Annotated in this window: 15 protein-coding genes, 1 tRNA gene and 1 pseudogene; 3 read left to right on the top strand and 14 right to left on the bottom strand. The window is 56.2% G+C overall.

Annotated elements, in window-relative coordinates; all coding sequences use genetic code 11:
* From ACFQUU_RS24850 to ACFQUU_RS24815, 8 genes and pseudogenes are all read right to left on the bottom strand, one after another.
* A pseudogene (locus tag ACFQUU_RS24850) lies at positions 1-274 on the bottom strand (phosphomannomutase/phosphoglucomutase); the annotation flags it as partial.
* 151 nt (positions 275-425) lie between these two features.
* The gene (locus tag ACFQUU_RS24845; protein WP_382250805.1) at positions 426-2,684 is read right to left on the bottom strand and encodes a polysaccharide biosynthesis tyrosine autokinase; all 2,259 of its coding nucleotides are present in this window, start codon (positions 2,682-2,684) and stop codon (positions 426-428) included.
* Positions 2,685-2,862: 178 nt separating this feature from the next.
* Positions 2,863-4,041, bottom strand: coding sequence for a polysaccharide biosynthesis/export family protein (locus ACFQUU_RS24840; RefSeq protein ID WP_382250804.1), 1,179 nt, complete (start codon positions 4,039-4,041; stop codon positions 2,863-2,865).
* Between the two features lie 807 nt (positions 4,042-4,848).
* Positions 4,849-7,350 (bottom strand): ABC transporter permease, encoded by a 2,502-nt coding sequence (locus tag ACFQUU_RS24835; RefSeq protein ID WP_382250811.1) that lies wholly within the window; start codon positions 7,348-7,350, stop codon positions 4,849-4,851.
* A complete protein-coding gene (locus ACFQUU_RS24830; RefSeq protein WP_382250810.1) occupies positions 7,350-7,865 on the bottom strand; it encodes a DUF4126 domain-containing protein in 516 nt (171 codons plus the stop codon). Before ACFQUU_RS24830 ends, ACFQUU_RS24835 begins: the two co-directional genes overlap by 1 nt.
* Positions 7,866-8,145: 280 nt before the next feature.
* Complete coding sequence (locus tag ACFQUU_RS24825; RefSeq protein ID WP_382250803.1) at positions 8,146-9,159, bottom strand: adenosine deaminase; 1,014 nt, start codon at positions 9,157-9,159, stop codon at positions 8,146-8,148.
* Between the two features lie 159 nt (positions 9,160-9,318).
* Positions 9,319-9,711, bottom strand: a complete 393-nt coding sequence (locus tag ACFQUU_RS24820; protein ID WP_382250802.1) for a TraR/DksA family transcriptional regulator — start codon at positions 9,709-9,711, stop codon at positions 9,319-9,321.
* 9 nt (positions 9,712-9,720) lie between these two features.
* Positions 9,721-10,788, bottom strand: coding sequence for an SDR family oxidoreductase (locus tag ACFQUU_RS24815; RefSeq protein WP_382250801.1), 1,068 nt, complete (start codon positions 10,786-10,788; stop codon positions 9,721-9,723).
* Between the two features lie 275 nt (positions 10,789-11,063).
* Here ACFQUU_RS24815 and ACFQUU_RS24810 point away from each other — a divergent pair, with 275 nt between their 5' ends.
* The 3 genes from ACFQUU_RS24810 to ACFQUU_RS24800 all read left to right on the top strand — a co-directional run bounded on the left by ACFQUU_RS24810 (position 11,064) and on the right by ACFQUU_RS24800 (position 12,416).
* Positions 11,064-11,693 carry a hypothetical protein gene (locus ACFQUU_RS24810; RefSeq protein WP_382250800.1) on the top strand — a complete coding sequence of 210 codons (630 nt, stop codon included), beginning with the start codon at positions 11,064-11,066 and terminating at the stop codon, positions 11,691-11,693.
* 81 nt (positions 11,694-11,774) lie between these two features.
* Positions 11,775-12,056 (top strand): hypothetical protein, encoded by a 282-nt coding sequence (locus ACFQUU_RS24805; RefSeq protein ID WP_382250799.1) that lies wholly within the window; start codon positions 11,775-11,777, stop codon positions 12,054-12,056.
* Positions 12,057-12,182: 126 nt separating this feature from the next.
* Positions 12,183-12,416: a hypothetical protein gene (locus ACFQUU_RS24800; RefSeq protein WP_382250798.1), complete on the top strand. Its 234-nt coding sequence runs from the start codon at positions 12,183-12,185 to the stop codon at positions 12,414-12,416.
* 83 nt (positions 12,417-12,499) lie between these two features.
* Here ACFQUU_RS24800 and ACFQUU_RS24795 read toward each other — a convergent pair whose 3' ends face one another.
* From ACFQUU_RS24795 to rph, 6 genes are all read right to left on the bottom strand, one after another.
* Positions 12,500-12,733: a hypothetical protein gene (locus ACFQUU_RS24795; protein WP_382250797.1), complete on the bottom strand. Its 234-nt coding sequence runs from the start codon at positions 12,731-12,733 to the stop codon at positions 12,500-12,502.
* A gap of 69 nt (positions 12,734-12,802) precedes the next feature.
* Entirely contained in the window at positions 12,803-13,699 is an 897-nt protein-coding gene (locus ACFQUU_RS24790; protein WP_382250796.1) for a DMT family transporter, read from the bottom strand.
* Positions 13,700-14,695: 996 nt separating this feature from the next.
* Positions 14,696-14,785: transfer RNA gene (locus ACFQUU_RS24785), tRNA-Ser, on the bottom strand.
* A 113-nt stretch (positions 14,786-14,898) separates the two neighbouring features.
* Positions 14,899-16,155, bottom strand: coding sequence for a radical SAM family heme chaperone HemW (gene hemW, locus ACFQUU_RS24780; protein WP_382250795.1), 1,257 nt, complete (start codon positions 16,153-16,155; stop codon positions 14,899-14,901).
* Complete coding sequence (gene rdgB, locus ACFQUU_RS24775; RefSeq protein ID WP_382250794.1) at positions 16,152-16,736, bottom strand: RdgB/HAM1 family non-canonical purine NTP pyrophosphatase; 585 nt, start codon at positions 16,734-16,736, stop codon at positions 16,152-16,154. The genes hemW and rdgB overlap by 4 nt, the downstream gene beginning before the upstream one ends.
* A gap of 142 nt (positions 16,737-16,878) precedes the next feature.
* The gene (gene rph / locus ACFQUU_RS24770; RefSeq protein ID WP_382250793.1) at positions 16,879-17,607 is read right to left on the bottom strand and encodes a ribonuclease PH; all 729 of its coding nucleotides are present in this window, start codon (positions 17,605-17,607) and stop codon (positions 16,879-16,881) included.
* Positions 17,608-17,617: the final 10 nt, after the last annotated feature.

The raw sequence follows: 17,617 nt of genomic DNA, 5'->3' as shown, positions 1-17,617 counted from the left end.
GCACGTGGGTGGCGAAGTACAGCATCGGGGTGGCGACCACGCCGAGGTCAATCACATTGATGCCGGCGCGTTGCAGGCCCGAGGCCAGTGCGGCCGACAGTTCAGGGCCGGACAGGCGGCCGTCGCGACCGATGACTACGGTCTGTTCACCTTTGACACGGGCGGCCGTACCGAATGACTGACCGATTTGCCGGGCTACGCCTATGTCGAGAGTTTTGCCTACAATTCCGCGGATATCGTAAGCCTTGAAAATGCCTGGAGAGAGATTGACCACTTTTCGCTAAGCCAAAAGAGAAGTTAAGGGGATCGGGATGCCGTAAGACAGGTACCAGGAACTGGTGATGATGAGCTATGACTTATGACTGGCGGAGAACATGGTTGTCACCATGGTCTCCGCTTGCACAGGTCCAGCCTGTGCGGATGGATTACGACGCTTCGATCAGCGGCGTATTGCCTGCAGGTCGCTGGTTGTAGCCGTTGCGGCCGTAAGAGTAACCATATCCGTAGCGACCTGGACGGACCTTGAGGTCGTTGAACAATACGCCTTTCGCTTCCAGACCAGCCTGTGCCAGGCGCTTCATTGACTCGTTGATCTCGCCCGGTGTCGTGACACCGGCACGGGTCATGATGTAGATCGCACCGGCATGCGCACCGATGATCATGGTATCGGCGACAGCCAGGATAGGCGGAGCGTCAATCAGCACGAGGTCATAACGCGACGACAATTCCTGCAGGAAGGCGCCGAAGTTCGGGCGCAACAGCAGTTCGGACGGATGCTGCGGCAAGGTGCCTGTCGTGATGAAGTCCATGTTGTCGATGACGCTGTGATGGATCACCTGGTCGAGGCGGCGTGCGCCGGCAATCGCATCGGACAGGCCATCGTGACGGCCGAAGCCGAAGTACAGATGCAACAGGCCATTGCGAAGGTCGGCGTCAATCAGCAGAACCTTCTTGCCAGTGGCTGCCATGATGGCGGCCAGGTTGGCAGAGACGAAGGATTTGCCCATGCCAGGCGTTGCGCCACTGATCAGAACAATATTGTTCTTGAACTTGGGCAGCGCGAACTGCAGGGCGGTGCGGAAGTTGCGCAAGCTCTCCACCGCTACGTCGGTCGAAGAAACATTTGCCAGCAGTGGAACCTTCTGATGCTTGGCACTGACTTGCTGGTACAGCTCCTTCTGCTTCTTGCTGTGCGGGATGGTGGCAAAGACAGGCACACCAGCGATTGCTTCCAGCTTCTCCGGCGAATCGATACCACCAGCCAGGGTCTTACGCAGGAAGGCCGCGATGACACCCAGGAACAGGCCTGCCATCACACCGAGTGCAATGAGGACCGGACGGTTTGGCTTGACTGGCTTTTCGGGCAACATTGGTGTGTCGACGAGGCGCACATTGCTGACCTTGCCTACGGTGACCAGGCGCAGTTGTTGTGCTGTGTTCAGCAGCTGGGTGTAGAGATCGGTATTAACCTTAACTTCACGTGACAGGCGCAACAGGTTTTGTTCAATCTGCGGCAGCTGCTTGATATGATCGTTCATGGCGTTGATCTGGCCATTGATTTCCTTCAGCTGCATGTCGATGCCCTGCACTGCCGGATGGTCTTCGGTATAACGTCCCAGCAGTTCGATCTTCTTCTGCTGCAGTTCCATCTTCTTGAGCTTTGCAGCGGACGACTGTTGCAGGCTCAGCTTGGATTCTTCACCCAGATCAATCGTGCCGTTGGCGTTACGGAAAGCGTTGTACTTCGCTTCGGCCTGCTCCAGTGTCTGCTTGATTTCAGGCAGTTGCTTGTTCAGGTAAGCCAGGGATTTTTCCGCTTCCTCGGTTTTGCGTGCGGCATTTTGCCTGATGTATTCCTTGCCGATCTCGCCCAGCACACCGTTGATCAGGCGCGGGTCGGAGCCTTGCAGGCTGACGCCAATGATGCCGGACTGTTTGCCGCCGAGCTCTTCCACTTTCATGGAATTCTGGATACCTTCAATTGTGGCCAGTCGGGAATAACGCGACAACTGGAACTGCGCGCCCGGCTTGCCATCGAGTTGATCGATACGGATCTCGATGGTGCCCTTCGGCATTTCAAAAATCGAAGTTTCGCCGACCTTGGCGCGGAGATCAATACCCTGATCCTTTTGCGTCAGGCGATAAGCGCCATTGCCTTCGGCAGTGACGGTAAACTCCCGGTTGAGCAAGTTCTCCGGAACATTGAAGATATCGACATTGATTTTCTCCGCGCCCCATACATAGCCGCCGTAGCCAAGCACGCCCGGATTGGATAACTGCTTGTTCTTGCCGGCGAGCCAGGAGCCAATGCCCGGGAAGTATTTCGGCGATGCGCTGATGTACAGGCGCAGGTTGTCGATGGCGCGGGATACTACCAGTCGCGACTGCAGCAACTCGATCTCAGCCATTGCCGACGTCTTGACATCGAACATGGCCGACAAGTCGCCGACAATGTTCCGGGATTCTTTCGGGCCCTCTTCTTCCACATGGATGAGCATGTTGGATTGATACATGGGCGTGGACATGAAGGCATAGGCGGCAGCCAGCAATGTCGCGACCAGGGCGATCGTGGTGATCAGCCAGCGGCTTTCCCACAGGATGTCCAGATAGCTCGCCAGCTCGGCTTGCGGTTCTTCAATCCGGACGGGACCGGTTAGCTGCGGAGGTATGTTATGAGTCATCATAAGGTTATCTGCTTATAGTGAGTGCGTTCATGTTCGGTGTCGGAAAACTGCTCTGGAGGACATGCTGATCTGGCTCGGCGTGGCGAAACATCGACACAGCGCGGGATGCCTGTTGGTAGTCCATCAGGGCATCCTCTGCTGGAGATTGCCGCGCGCCTGGGCAGTCAACACGGCGTCATCATCTGGCTGGCTGCGCCGCGCCCACTGCGGAGGACAATGCGCCTGGCAGCAGAAGACTGATGGAGCGGTGCCAGTTCGCCAAGGGCGTTGCCGCGACATAGACAACGTCTTTTGGAGCGAGCTCGAATCCTTCCGCCATCGCCAGCGCACCGGGCGCACGACCGTCGAGCTGGTAGACGACCTGATCCGCACCGTTCTTGCGCACCACATAAATCTGGCTGCCATCGCCGCTGAGCGGGTTGACACCACCGGATTCGCCAAGGGCCTCATTGAGTGTCAGGCGTCCGTTATACATCGGAAGCGCGCGTGGGCTGACCACCTCGCCAGAAACAAACACCTTGCTCTCGTCGCGCGAACGCACGCGCACTACATCGCCGTTGGTCAGCATGATGCTGCCGGGATTCACACCACGCTGCACCAGTTGAGGAAGGTTGACGTGATAGTTGACGCCGTTACGGTTGACGACAACCTGGCTCTGGTCACCGGTGGGTAGCACACCTCCCGCACGGTTAAGCGCCTCGACCAAGGTCATCGGGATATCATTGATTGCTTGCAGGCCGGGGTTCTTCACCTCTCCATCAACATAGACACGCTTGCTGCGGAATGACTGTACCCGCAGTGTGACCCTCGGTTGCTTGAGAAACTTGGAAAGCTTGGTCGCCAGCATATTGCGCGCCTGGTCCTGCGTCATTCCGGCCACCTTCAAGGGACCGGCATACGGGAACTGGATCATTCCTTCGTGGTCGACAATAAAGCCGGCCGGCGGTGCTGTAGCGGCGGAAGTCGATGCATCGGCACCTATGCCCACCGGGCCGCCGGCAGCGACTGTCGCAGAGTTGGAAAGTTCAGGATGGTCCCAGACTACGATGGACAACACGTCTCCGCTGTCGATGGTGTAAGGAGCTGGCTTATCGAGCAGTTTGCTGATGTCCTGGGAGACCTGCTTCTCGCGCAATTCACGTTCGGCCTTTACCAGCTGAGGAGTAATCGGTTTGAGAACCGCGTCAACGGCTTCATTTCCTGCCGCGCCGGCCTGGTTCGATGCGCTGTAGCCGGATGTTTGTTGTTTCGTATTGAAGTGCAAACCGGGAGCGACGGATGCGCAACCTGCCGCGAACCATGGCATTACTAGAACCACACTCCATCTTTTTAAGGATGCCTTGGATTTGAACTGCATATGATTACTCCACGTGATTAGTACAAAACTGCCATGGCGAAAGATGGCATTTGCAATGTTTAGGGAAGCCTGGGTCGGATACGTCTTCGCACTGGCTCTACCGGTTTCAACAACGTCGACGCACATGGGCTTGTGCAGGGATGTTCTTCGCTACGGTGACAGAGCAAAACGGCTGCGCAAAACGTTTCGTTCCCCCATCTTTTTCGTTGCCTTAGACCATCGGCGACTTATCTGATATACAACTCTACGTTTCCTCCTACTCGCTGTTTTGACGAGCATCAACGCAAAATAAGATATGAAACCGTGCTGTCTTAAAGCGTTGCGCGCCTTGTAAACACCGCTTCCGGCCCGCGAACTCAGTCTTTTGAGAGAATGAATTGCGTTGTTGTCAAGATAGGAGAGAGTCAGGTCGGAAACCTTGCGCAAAAGCACGCGCGCACCCGACCACCTTTAATATGGATTAAAGAGTTGTGCTTCACGGTTACAAAAAGACACGTTTACGGGCTTTAACCGAGAGAATGGATTCCGACCGGAATGATCAGGCTGGGTACAGCAAATATAGGACGCAGCACACTGAGCGCCCTCTTTGAATACCGGAAATTGGAATAAGAAGAGGTACTGATAGAGGTGTATTGATCATTCCTGCTGGCTGAGCAACCGCGAATGCAGCTCAGCCAGCAGGAGTGTCCGGTGCAACGAGCACCGAAAAAGCGAGTAGTCTTTTAACCAACGGTAATCGTGTGTGAATTCAAGCTCAGGACTCCAGAACGCACCCGATGCACCCAAATGTTGAATTCGTACATCTTTTCAGCTGCCACGCAGTGTTTGCAACGGTGGATGCTTCAATACGTTGCGCAGGCCGGCCCAGCCGCCGACAAATGCACAAACCGATCCGGTCAGCAGACCAACCAGCCAGACAATCGGACTGAACGACCAGTCGAAATTGAATACGTAACTCGCCAGTACCCAGCCGATTATGGCGGCGCCAGTAGCCGCCAGCACACCGCCCAAGCCACCGACCAGTGCAAACTCGATCCATTGCGCCTGCGACAACTGCGAGCGCGTTGCACCGAGTGCACGCAGCAGGCCCGACTCGCGTATGCGTTCATCCTGAGACCCGACCAGTGCCGCATACAGCACGAGCACCCCGGACGCCAGCGTGAACAAGAACAGGAATTCCACCGCGGTAATGACCTGATCCACAACGGCCTGCACTTGCCGGACAATACTGCCAATGTCGACAATGGTCAGGTTAGGATAGTCACGGGTCAATTCATTCGCCAAAGCGGACCTTTCCTCAGGTAAATGAAATGCGGTAATCCAGGTTTGCGGCATGTCCTTTACGAGTGACGGGTTCAGGATCACAAAGAAGTTAACCCGCATGGAGCCCCACTCCAGTTTGCGCAAGCTGGTGACTTTCGCTTCCACTTGCTGGCCGCCGATATCAAACCGCAGGCGATCGCCCAGCTTGACGTTAAGCGTCTTGGCCAACCCCTCTTCGACCGACGCTTCCGGTTGGCTATCATCTAGCCAGCGACCGGCGACGATCTTGTTCTGTGCGGGAATGGTCCGCATGGTGGACAGGTTGAATTCACGATCGACAAGCCGGCGTGCCCGGTCATCCACATAGGTATCGCCGGTAATGACGGTGTCATTGATCTTGATGAGGCGTCCGCGAATCATCGGATACAGTGCGGGCGTGCCCTCTCCCGTTCCTGTCAGCCGTTGTTCTATGGCAGCTTTCTGATCGGGCTGGATATTCAGGACGAAACGGTTTGGTGCATCCGGCGGCGTGGAGTCTTTCCAGGCATTGACCAGATCGCCGCGTATAACAGTCAGCAACAGTAAGGCCATCAGGCCAAGCGATAACGCGACAATCTGCACGACGGTGGCACCGGTACGTCGCTGTAACGCGGTCACTGCAAATCTCCAGCCGGGATGATTGATACCGCCGCGCAGGTACCGCAGCGACCGCACCGCAGCCCACCCTATAACCGCGAAAAGGGCGAAACCGCCGAGAAAACCAGCGGCCGTCAGCAGCCCTAACTTTGGGTTTCCCGACTGCCACAACAATAGCGAGACGAACACAAACAATCCCAAGCCATAGGTGGCCAAGGTAGCCGGCTTTGGTGGGTCTTGCTCACGACGGATGACACGATTATGCGGAACATTGCGCAATTGCAGGATCGGGGGGATTGCAAAACCGACCAGTAACAGTAAACCAGTCGCGATTCCCTGCAACGCTGGCAGCCAGCTTGCCGCAGGCAACTCGTTGGCCACCAGTTTGCCAAGCCATTCCAGAAGCACAAAATGCGAGGCAAAACCCAGCGCCGCACCCAGAGCGCTGCCAGCCAGTCCGACCAGGAAAAATTCGATCAGGTACATCGACGTCACCTGGTTCTGCGTCAGGCCGAGAAATCGCAGCATCGCGCAGGCGTCCAGGTGTCGCAGCATGAAGCGGCGCGCCGCCATCGCTACTGCAATGGCGGCCAGCATGGCGGACAGCAAGCCGACCAGTGACAGAAATTGCTCGGCGCGGGCCAGTGTCGCCTGCATTTCAGGCCGCCCGGATTCCAGCGACTCGATGCGCACACCCTTGGCGTTATCGCGTTCTATGACCTGCTGCAGCCATTTTTGATAGCTTTTTACAGTAATCGGCGGCCCGGCCAGCAGCATCCGATAAGTCACGCGGGAGCCGGTCTGGATCAGGTTGGTCGCGGCCAGGTCCTGCATCGACAGCATGACGCGCGGCGCAAAATTGATGAACCCCGCACCACGGTCCGGTTCGATGGAAATGATTTTGTCGACACGAAAGGAAATGTCTCCCAGCCTTAACTGTTCTCCTACCCGTATACCCAAGGCCGGCAACACGGTTTTGTCCACCCAGACCGTGCCCGAAACAGGAATATCGCGCGTTTCGATGTCGCTACCTTCGGCGGTGCCGGCGAGTTTCACATTTCCACGCAAAGGATAGCCTTCGGAGACCGCCTTGATCGAAGCAAGCTGAGACTGGGTCTTGTCGCCCTCTCCCGCCAGCGCCATGCTGGGAAAGGTGACGGTATCGGCGACCGTCAGGCCGCGGCGTTGTGCCTCCGCGCGCCAGGCCGCGTTAATCGGCTGGTCGGCATTCACGACCAGGTCGCCGCCCAGCAACTGGTGGGCATCCCGCGTCAGGCCTGCCCGCATGCGATCGATGAAAAAACCGACCGATGAAAGCGACGCCACGGCCACCACGAGCGCAATGAGCAGAAAACGCAGCTCTCCCGCCCGCCAGTCCCGGCGGGTCATCTGTACTGCCTGCATGAACATCAGGTACTCAGCTTTCTGAAAAGCCATTGCAAGCCGCGCCAGAGTTTGGGCAGCAGCCACAAGGCTACGAGGAAGAAAATGGCGAGGAATCCGAACAGGACCCACGGATAAAAGAAGGCGGCCCACAGGCCACCCATGACGGCGACTTCCTCGGAAAAGGATGCCGCCCAGTTACTGAAAGGCTCTGGGGAGGTATTGATCAGGGCACGGCTACCAGCCTTGGTCATGTGTGCGCCAGCTGCAAATGTTCCCCCCAGCAAGGCAGCAATGGTTGACCATTCCGTCCCCATTTCTCCAAGTGCCGCCGCGCCGAGCACTGCACCAGCCGGCACACGTATGAAGGTCTGGATGGCATCCCATGCCGAGTCAATACCGGGTACTTTATCGGCAAGGAATTCAACGATCAGCAGGATACCGGTGACACCGATTACCCATGGCGACTCCAGCACTTCGAGTGCGGGCGGCAAGTCAATCCAGCCGGACCGGCCGAACAGTCCGGCGATGAACAGGGTCATGTAAAGACGGATGCCGCTCGCCCAGGACAGTCCTCCTGCCAGCGCGGCGGCCGACAACGGATCGGTCACGATGCCCTCCCCGCCGGTGCGCAAGGACAAAGCACGGCCTGCCCGAACCCAGGCATGGGTGCTTCTACCGGCATTACGCTATCGCCTGTCATAAAATTCGTGCTGTCCTTTCGTCCGACGGCTGCAGGCTCACCGATGCCCGCAACCACTGAATTTTCACTGTGCCGGACTTGCCTGATCGATCATATCCCGTTGCAGTCGCCTCCAGCATTCATTTCCCAAAGAAGGCATCTACCTCTCCAAGGTACTTCCGCCTGGATTCGGCATCAATAAACGAAGCTTCGAAACTGTTGCGCGCCAATTGGTAGGCATGCTCCTTATTTAACGGCAAGGCGTCGAACATCTGGAGGAAGTTTTCGTTAACATAACCGCCGAAGTAAGCCGGGTCGTCGGAGTTGACGGTTACGACCAGCCCCGCGTCCAGGAGCCTGACCAAGTTATGGTCGACAGCTTTGTCGAACACACGCAGCTTGATGTTCGACAGCGGACACACGGTCAGCGGCACCCTGTCACGTGCCAGCCGTTTAGTCAGTTCCGGATCCTCCAGGCAACGCACGCCATGGTCAATGCGCTCTACCTGCAAGAGATCCAGCGCGGTTTCGATGTACTCGGGTGGACCTTCTTCACCGGCATGTGCCACCAGATGCAAGCCTAACTCTTTACACTCGGCAAAAACCCGCGCAAACTTTTCGGGCGGATGTCCTTTTTCGGAGGAGTCGAGTCCGACGCCAATAAACTTGTCTCTGTGAGGCAAGGACATTTCCAGCGTGGAAAACGCATCTTCCTCACTCAGGTGGCGAAGAAAACACATGATCAGCGAAGCGCTAAGATCCCATTTCTTTCGGGCATCCTGTGTGGCGCGGTAGATCCCATTGACAACCGTTTCGAAGCTGACGCCTCGTTCAGTATGAGTCTGCGGGTCAAAGAAGAGCTCGGCATGACGGACATTATCGTCGTGGGCACGCTGCAGGTAGGCCCAGGTCATGTCATAGAAATCCTGCTCGGTAAGGAGCACGCTTGCTCCGGCGTAGTAAATATCCAGGAAGGATTGCAAATCCTTGAAAGCGTAAGCGCGGCGCAATTCCTCCACTGAAGCGTAGTTCAGCTTGACGCCATTGCGTTCAGCAAGCGCAAAAATCAGCTCCGGCTCCAGCGAGCCTTCAATGTGCATGTGCAGTTCCGCCTTCGGCATGCGCTGGAGGACATTTCGCAGTTCAGCGTCCATCAGTTTTCCTTGTTTGAATTCAATTGCCGATAATTTTACGGCTAACAAGGTTCACGTGCGCGCCGCTCTTGCCCGCTTTCCAAACTTTTTAAATCGGGGCGCACAAATACTATGGTTATCCGGGACCGCGACGCCGCACTTCGCATTTCATTTTACCCTTCAGATTGTTGCGCCCCGACCTGCACTGACATGGGTTTTTTCATATATCTCCTGGCACGGTGTGCAGCGTTCAGCGGTGGGCTGCACCTTCAGTCTTTCAAAGGGGATGTCCGTTTCACAGTCGACGCAGTTGCCATACCTGTCCTCGGCCATTCGGGTGCGTGCCGCTTCGATCGCCCGCAGTTCGCCAAGGTCACGATTGGCGGCTGCGTTGTCAAGATCGACGGCAAGGTTGGCGAATGAGGAGTCGCCCGGGTCTGGCACCTCGGTCGCGACGTCAAGATAGTCGTCCCGGCTATTTACTTCTGTGTGCAATTCGTCTCGCAGTTCGCTGTATCGCTTGTCGAGCATATGTTTGATTTCGCTCAATTGCTGTTGGGTCAGGTTTGCCATTTCTTTCTTTCAAAAGGAGAAGCCGGACACGTTGCGACGCGGGGCATAATGATCGTGCAGGCGGATGTCGCTGCCCCGCCCGCGCAAGCTCCACCATGCGGCGAAGGCTAGTCCGGCGGCCAATAGCGTCATCATGGTTTTCGGATGGGTAACCGCCTGGGTGTACACGCTGGATTCAAAAACATGACCTTCATACCCCTGCCTCTCCTGCAGGTCGGTACCGGGACTGTAGAGACTGTGCTGGTTCTTGTCGCGCGGAGGCCGGTTGGTTTTCTGCTGTGAAAACCCGAAGCGTTTCATCAGACTGTCCATGACACGCGGGGCGTGATAAGCACTTGCCGACACAAATCGCGCAGCACCGCCGACAAAGATGTCGCGCTTAAAATTCTCAGCTGCGTACAGGATGGCATTGGCAGCGACTTCGGGGGCGTAGATAGGAGGCGGTAATTTCGGTTCCACCTCCATGTAGTTCTTTGCATGCTCGACGAACATCGTATCGATGGCTGCAGGCTTGATCAGGGTAACGGCAACCGGAGCACCCTCTTCTTCAAGTTCGAGACGAAGCGAGTCGGTAAACCCCTTGACCGCATGCTTGGAAGCGGAATACATCCCCTGTAAGGGCACCGCACGGTCAGATACTTCACTGCCGAGATTGATGATCGCCCCACCGTTTTTTTTAAGATGCTCAACCGCAACCAGCGAGCCGTGCACGGTACCCCAGAAGTTTGTCTGGAAGAGCTTTCTCTGATCTTCCAGCGATACGTCTTCGGTACGGCCAAAGATGGATACCCCGGCATTATTGACCCAGGTATCGAATCCGCCGAAGCGATCAATGGCAGCCTGGGCGATGCGGCGCACATCTTCTTCAATCCCGACGTCGGCAACGACATGAATGACTTCGTTGCCCTTCTTCGATAATTCGAAATTCAGTTGCCTGAGCGCGTCTTCGTTGCGGGCCGCCAGCACCAGCTTCGCACCCCGCTGCGCCGCACGTCTTGCCGTTGTCAGGCCGATGCCACTCGTTGCGCCGGTAATGACCACGACCTGTTCCGATACTTTTTTCAGTCGATATTTCATCTGGACGCTCCTTTCCGGAAAAGGCTTCAGCGAAATCCATGCCTGCGGCAAATCTGCTTGCCAAAGCGACAATCGAGTCATGTGGGCATCAACTTGCTGCAATTTTTACCCTATGCATGCGCGTTTTTGCATTTTCCCGGACAAGACCGAGATTAGAATCATGGGGCAAGCTCGACTTGTTTCTTCCTGCGCGCACGTACCGGGAACTGATCGCTGCCAGCGATGCCGATATACTGCGGCACCAAAGTCATCATCAGCGAAGGTGTATCAGCAAAATGCGCTCCATTACCATTACGCTCAACGACGAGGAGCAAGCGCTCCTTACCGAAGAATACAAAAAAATGTCCATCGACTGGCTTCGTTGCCGTCCGGGCACGCTGCCGCCAGCGTTCGAACAATGGTTGACCGACCGAACGATGGCCAGCGTCCGGGAAAGCGCCTTGCGCGGTACCGAAACCGAGGAAATCAGGGCCATTGATGCCATCGAGAAGCTGATCACTGGCCTGCGTCCAAACGGCTTTGGGCTGGTGCATTTCGGCAAGGCAGGTATCGAGCCTGCCGACTCGGCCGAAGAACTGGCGGACAAGATGGCATCCGAACTTGGCCTGTCGCGCACGCGCGCGCACCGGATTCGAGAATTGCTCGTGAATTATGCAAAGCATCCGAAGGAAATTGCTGACGCAGGCCATGTCGTCGTCACGCGGCGAACCTACGGTGCATTGCATGAAGCCTACCGTGAACTGGTGTTGCGTACGGAAAAGGCACGTAAGCGGTTGGGGGAAGACAAGGCATTGGGAAGAGTCGAAGGCGGAGTCGCTATCCTGGTGAGTCTCAATGTCATGACGCGTGAAGCCGCACAAGCAAAAACCGACGCATTCAAGTTGCAGCAAGACAGCATTGGCTGACGAAGCCGGTGCCGTTTACGTTCCGCGAATCAAGCCACAGCGACAATCACTGATGATCAGCATCCATACACGAGGTGTCCGATGAGCTATCCGAAGAATCAGTTTGGCGTCCCGCAATTTCCGGATCATGACGCGCGCAGGCTATTCGTCCTGCTATCGGCAATCGACCTTCTCGAGCGCCCTACCGTCTCGGCGATCGCCGACCTGACCAGCCAGGACCGCGACCGTATTGACGACGACATCATGCGTCTAAGGGAAGAATTCGGTGTCGTGCTGCACAAGGTCGGCGAGATCTATCACATCGAATCCTGGGGCGACGTGCTGCAAAAAAACGGGGTCACTCGATTTCTTAAGGCGCAGTGAAGGGATGGCCGCTGCCATACGCTTACGATCGCTCTTTGTCATTCATTAGGGCAGCCAGCATCTCAAATGAGCGAACCCCTGGAGCGTGCCGGACTCTAAACGTACAAGTCATGAAAGGAGCCGGAAATGTCAGAGAAAACTCCCCCTTCTTCGGATACGGCTGATCAGCCATCCGGGAAAGCCAATGTCACCGAGGCAAGCAAGGTCCCGCCTAGCCCTTATGTAGGCAGGCCGCTCGACGGTAGCCAGTACATCGATGTTGTGGAGGAACAGGAATATGCCGACCGGCCCCCTACACGCGAGGAACAGCAACCGCGTTATTCTTACCTCAAGCAAGGCCAGTCGAAAGACAAGGCTTGATCGCGGCAACCACGGGGGTTCCAGCGCTGTTGCATGAACTTCAGGCAAAGCGACGCGACTTCCGTGTTGACTTATTCGTTCGTCTAGGCGCCCGGCACTACAAGCGCGGAGGTATGTATTTGCCCGCCAGGCACCTGATGCGGAATAGGATCCTGTAGCGGCGTCGGATCTGGTTGCGGCACTTCCAGCGGAGGCTCCTGGCCGGGCTGCGGGTTGGTTTGAGAACGGCAGATCGGCGCCACGAAAGTCTCTTCCAGGAAGTCGATCAGGCTATCAATGGCAGAAGCCAGTCCAGGCGGATTCCAGGTAATGTCCATATCACTCCTTGTGGCGATGCAGTCGAAAACCCATCGTACTACCGCAAGGAGTCGCGGCCTTGATGATTGTCAGCGTGAAGACAGCACGATACCTGACACAATCAAGCCAAACGCAATAATGTGATAAACATGCGGCATCTCACCGAGAAAGGCCGACGACATCACTGCGGCAAACAAGGGCGTGAGGTTGCTGAAGAACCCGGCGATATTCGGCCCCACGCGCTGAACGCCTATGCCCCAGCAACGAAATGCCAGCACTGCGGGCCCGATAGCGACATACAGCAATGCGATCAATAGTTGCCAGCTCCATGTGATTTCACGTCCGCTAACGGCCCATTCTCCACCCGCAAATGCGCCCGACCAGGCGACGCCATAAACAACCTGAGCCATCAGGAAAGACGCCCAGTTACTCCGCAAGACAGTCGACACATGGGATCGCGTGAGCAACCAGCTATAGAGCGACCACGCAATCGTGGCAAGGATCATGAACATATCGCCGGCGACCAAGCGCAGCGAAAGCAACTGGTTCAGTTCACCCCGGCTCAGCACAAACAGCACCCCTGCAATGGAACAAGCCGCTCCTAAGATTTGTTTACGGTTCACCGGCGCATTGAAGAACAGGTAGCCGATCAGCAGCATCCACACGGGCATGCTCGCGGCAACCAGCGTGACGTTGATCGGCGTCGATGTCTGCAAGGCGAGATATTGCAAGGCGTTATACATACCAACACCCAGCAGACCCAGGACGGCCAGGCTGCGACGATGCGCCCACAACCCGCTACCCGGTCGGAAGACAGTAGCGGCAAGCGGCAACAGGATGACGAATGCGATGGTCCAGCGCAGGAAGTTGAGCATCAACGGCGGAACCATGTCATGGACGAGGCGTCCGACGATGGCGTTACCCGCCCACAGCAGTGGTGGCACGACCAGCAATAACGCCGTGGCGGGTGTCAATTGGCGATTCATGGATGAGTTAGGAAAATCAATGCGGCGAACGGTTATGCGTCGTTATATTTCCCGGCTGGCCGCCAAAGAAACGTGCTGAAGCATACGTGATTTTCGCGACTCGCGTGTCCCGGTGTGCCGCACCACCTGGCAGCTATCAGGGCAGGCCTCAATTCACATCAGCCAGCAAGACGCTTGCAAAGCGGAGCATGTCCTACGTAGCCGCAGAGCGCTTTGATTATATTTAGGGAGCACGCTGTCAAAACGAGCGTAGAGGAACCGGATAACTCTCTGGATTTATCGTGACCAGGACTCTGGCATGTTCTGACGAGATGTCTCTTTCCGCAGTCCTTGCCCGCGCTTGAAAGCGTTGTGGTTTTTTTATAAGCCCGCACGCCCATGAACTGATAAGGCCGGCGTGACGACTGCTGGCACATGGCAGCCAATGGCTGCTGCGAAAGCGCCATCATGGTCAATGTAAAGCGTTGGTCCCCTGAATTGAGGCGCCTGGACCAGCGATTGGCTTGGCAGTCTCATCAGACTGCGACTGCGAGGCGGGACGAAGGAGCGCTCGAATGCTTTCCCGGATCAAGTCACGCAAGATCAATAGCGCCGCGCCCAGGTAGACAGCAAGGAGTATGGCGATTGCGCAGATGGAGTTAGAGATGACTGATAGGTTCTCTTCCATTTCATGCATGGCTTTCCCCTTGGATGCCTCTGTTTGTACCAATGTAATGACTTATTTCAGAAGGAACTTGAGATGCAGCAAGGAAGCAATGTGTCCCTTGGACTCCCTGTCAAGCCTTGGGCTTGCAGGTAAAGAAGAACGCATGACGCCAGGAAGACGAATCAGTTTACCGTCCAAACAACCGGTGGGAAAAACCTGATTTTGGACACGCCGGTGCGAAGAACAAAATAAAAAAGCTTCCTATCGGAAGCTTTTTATCACCACAACGTAGGTGGTAATCGTCACGTTGAAAATCAACTAACTTACTGACTTCAAAGTGAAAATGTACGTGGCGGAGGCTGTGAGATTCGAACTCACGGACGGGTCACCCCGTCGGCAGTTTTCAAGACTGCTGGTTTAAACCACTCACCCAAACCTCCTTGCCCTTGACGCTGCTCGACACTCGATGGCTAGAGCCGATCATATGTCCGCGACGTTTCGGGAATGCGAATTATACCTAACTCGCCGTCAATTGCCGATTCCTCAGCACGATTTAGTTGAGAAAGATTTGCTGCAAATCATTTAAAAACCGGCGTCCCAGCTCTGTAGGCCGGATGATACGGTGATCGCGATATAACAGGCCCTTTGCCTCGGCAAGGTTAAGCTGCTTCTCGATCGCGTTCAAGGTGAGACCGGTACGTTCGGTAAACAGGTTGACCTCGAAGCCCTCATTCAGGCGCAAAGCATTAAGCATGAATTCAAAGCCCAGGTCATCCCGGCCCAGTTCGAATTCTTCCTGAATCGGCCTACCGGCATTGACCTGCTCAAGATACGCCTTGGGTTGCTTGTAACGCATCTGCCGGACGATGCGATGAGGAAATGAAATCTTGGAATGTGCTCCAGCGCCAATTCCAAGGTAATCGCCGAATTGCCAATAGTTCAAGTTATGTCGAGCCTGACGGCCAGGCTGCGCATACGCCGACACTTCGTAGTGCTGATACCCGGCAGCAGCGGTCTGCGCAAACAGCATGTCCTGCATTTCCGCGCTGCTATCGTCATCTGGCACGACCGGAGGATGCTTTGCAAAATAGGTATTCGGCTCGAGGGTCAAGTGGTAAAGCGACAGATGCGGAGGGGCGAAGGCAATTGCAGTCGAGACATCTTCTTTTGCTTCGGCCAGCGTTTGCGAAGGCAGTGCAAACATCAGGTCGAGATTGAAGTTATCAAAATTAGCATGCGCGATGTCGACTGCCTTTCGTGCTTCGCCGGCATCATGGATACGTCCAAGCGCTTCCAGATGCCGCGCATTGAAGCTCTGTATCCCGATCGATAAGCGGTTGATACCGCTGGCGCGATAGGAGCGGAATTTGTCCGCTTCAAAGGTGCCAGGATTGGCCTCCATCGTGACTTCGATCGCCCCGTCGAGCGGTAGCAAGGTGCGGATATCAGACATCAGACGGTCCAGCCCGGCCGCCGACATCAGGCTCGGGGTGCCGCCGCCGATGAAGATCGTGTAGATCTTGCGGCCCCAGATCAGCGGCAGCGCCATTTCAAGGTCCCTGCGCATTGCAGCAAGATATTCCTCTTCCGGAAAACCGCCGCGCACCTCATGCGAGTTGAAATCGCAGTACGGGCACTTGCGTACACACCATGGAAAATGCACATACAAGGACAAGGGCGGGAGCGTAGGCAGCTGCAGAGCGCCTGGTCGCAGGAATGCATTGGCGACGTCCACCGGAGAGGACGGTGCGGCACCTGCAGTGCTTGCTACGCTGCCGGCGTGGGAGCCGACAGGCTTAATCGGAATCATCTTAATTTCTCTATCAGAACTCGTAATGCCTGCCCTCGATGGGACAAACGGTTTTTTTCATCTGCGTTTAACTCCGCAGCAGTCTTGCCCAACGCCGGCAACCAGAAATGCGGGTCATACCCGAAACCACCCTCACCGCGGGCCGTTGCGATAACTTCCCCATCCCAGCGGCCTTCGGCAATGACTGGTTGCGGATCGTCAGCATGACGAACGAAGACGAGTACGCAGTAATAGTAGGCCGATTTGTCCTCCCCTGCTGCGAGATCGGCAATCAGTTTCTGATTATTGCGCGTGTCGGATTTCGGTTCGCCTGCATAACGTGCGGAATACACGCCCGGCGCGCCGCCGAGGGCATTCGCACAGACGCCGGAGTCATCAGCCAATGCAGGCAAGCCAGTCAGACGCGCGGCATGCCGTGCCTTTGCGAGAGCATTCTCGACGAAAGTCGGATGGGGCTCTTCCGCTTCCGGCACATTGAATTCGCCTTGAGGTCGTACATCGAACCCGAGCGGCGCGAGCATCTGGCCGAATTCCTTCAGCTTACCGGCATTATTGGAAGCCAGAACAATGGTTTTTGTCATAAATGAAACAACCATGGCGCGCCGGATGGACTGGCCATGGTTGGAGAAGAAAAACGTGTAGTGTAAATGACTGACGAGGTCTCTTGCTGATTCCGACCGCCGGGCAGCAGGAGCGTCCTCGTTGCTCTGCCCGGGCCGTCGCTTAAGCAGCCAGTGCAGCCTTCTGCAAAGTGATCAGTTCGCCAATGCCCTTGTCCGCAAGGTCGAGCAAACGGTTCATGGTTGCCCGATCGAAGGCCGCGCCTTCGGCCGTGCCTTGCACCTCGACGAAATGGCCGGCGTCGGTCATCACCACATTCATATCTGTGTCGCAGTCTGAATCTTCAAGGTAATCGAGATCCAGCACCGGCATGCCGCGATAGACGCCGACAGATACCGCAGCCACGAAATGCTTGATCGGGATGGTGATGATCAGCCCATTTTGTACAAGCTTGCTGAACGCATCATGCGCGGCAACCATTGCCCCTGTAATCGCCGCAGTACGTGTACCGCCGTCGGCCTGGATAACGTCGCAATCTAGGTGCAGGGTGCGCTCACCAAACGCCTGCAAATCAAAGGCCGCACGTAAGGAGCGGCCGATCAGACGCTGGATTTCCTGGGTGCGACCTGATTGCTTGCCTTTCGCCGCTTCACGATCCATACGTGAATGCGTGGAGCGTGGCAGCATGCCGTACTCGGCGGTCATCCATCCCTGCCCTTTCCCCTTGAGGAAGCCAGGCACCTTTTCTTCGATACTTGCGGTGCAGATCACCTTGGTATCGCCGAACTCGATCAGCACCGAGCCTTCAGCGTGCCGCGTGTAGTGGCGGGTAATGCGAATGGCACGCAAGGAATCTGCTGCACGCCCACCGGGACGGTTTTCAAACGTCATGGATCAAGCC

The sequence above is a fragment of the Herbaspirillum sp. GCM10030257 genome (assembly GCF_042666555.1).
In the GTDB taxonomy this organism is placed as follows: domain Bacteria; phylum Pseudomonadota; class Gammaproteobacteria; order Burkholderiales; family Burkholderiaceae_D; genus Noviherbaspirillum.
The sequence above is the reverse complement of the archived record's forward strand: the minus strand, read 5'-3'. Positions and strand labels throughout refer to the sequence as shown.

What these genes read in the sequence shown, in the direction of transcription:
- ACFQUU_RS24845 (WP_382250805.1), bottom strand. Translation starts at nt 2,684, where the DNA reads ATGATGACTCATAACATACCTCCGCAGCTAACCGGTCCCGTCCGGATT.
- ACFQUU_RS24840 (WP_382250804.1), bottom strand. Translation starts at nt 4,041, where the DNA reads ATGCAGTTCAAATCCAAGGCATCCTTAAAAAGATGGAGTGTGGTTCTA.
- ACFQUU_RS24835 (WP_382250811.1), bottom strand. Translation starts at nt 7,350, where the DNA reads ATGTTCATGCAGGCAGTACAGATGACCCGCCGGGACTGGCGGGCGGGA.
- ACFQUU_RS24830 (WP_382250810.1), bottom strand. Translation starts at nt 7,865, where the DNA reads ATGACCCTGTTCATCGCCGGACTGTTCGGCCGGTCCGGCTGGATTGAC.
- ACFQUU_RS24825 (WP_382250803.1), bottom strand. Translation starts at nt 9,159, where the DNA reads ATGGACGCTGAACTGCGAAATGTCCTCCAGCGCATGCCGAAGGCGGAA.
- ACFQUU_RS24820 (WP_382250802.1), bottom strand. Translation starts at nt 9,711, where the DNA reads ATGGCAAACCTGACCCAACAGCAATTGAGCGAAATCAAACATATGCTC.
- ACFQUU_RS24815 (WP_382250801.1), bottom strand. Translation starts at nt 10,788, where the DNA reads ATGAAATATCGACTGAAAAAAGTATCGGAACAGGTCGTGGTCATTACC.
- ACFQUU_RS24810 (WP_382250800.1), top strand. Translation starts at nt 11,064, where the DNA reads ATGCGCTCCATTACCATTACGCTCAACGACGAGGAGCAAGCGCTCCTT.
- ACFQUU_RS24805 (WP_382250799.1), top strand. Translation starts at nt 11,775, where the DNA reads ATGAGCTATCCGAAGAATCAGTTTGGCGTCCCGCAATTTCCGGATCAT.
- ACFQUU_RS24800 (WP_382250798.1), top strand. Translation starts at nt 12,183, where the DNA reads ATGTCAGAGAAAACTCCCCCTTCTTCGGATACGGCTGATCAGCCATCC.
- ACFQUU_RS24795 (WP_382250797.1), bottom strand. Translation starts at nt 12,733, where the DNA reads ATGGACATTACCTGGAATCCGCCTGGACTGGCTTCTGCCATTGATAGC.
- ACFQUU_RS24790 (WP_382250796.1), bottom strand. Translation starts at nt 13,699, where the DNA reads ATGAATCGCCAATTGACACCCGCCACGGCGTTATTGCTGGTCGTGCCA.
- hemW (WP_382250795.1), bottom strand. Translation starts at nt 16,155, where the DNA reads ATGATTCCGATTAAGCCTGTCGGCTCCCACGCCGGCAGCGTAGCAAGC.
- rdgB (WP_382250794.1), bottom strand. Translation starts at nt 16,736, where the DNA reads ATGACAAAAACCATTGTTCTGGCTTCCAATAATGCCGGTAAGCTGAAG.
- rph (WP_382250793.1), bottom strand. Translation starts at nt 17,607, where the DNA reads ATGACGTTTGAAAACCGTCCCGGTGGGCGTGCAGCAGATTCCTTGCGT.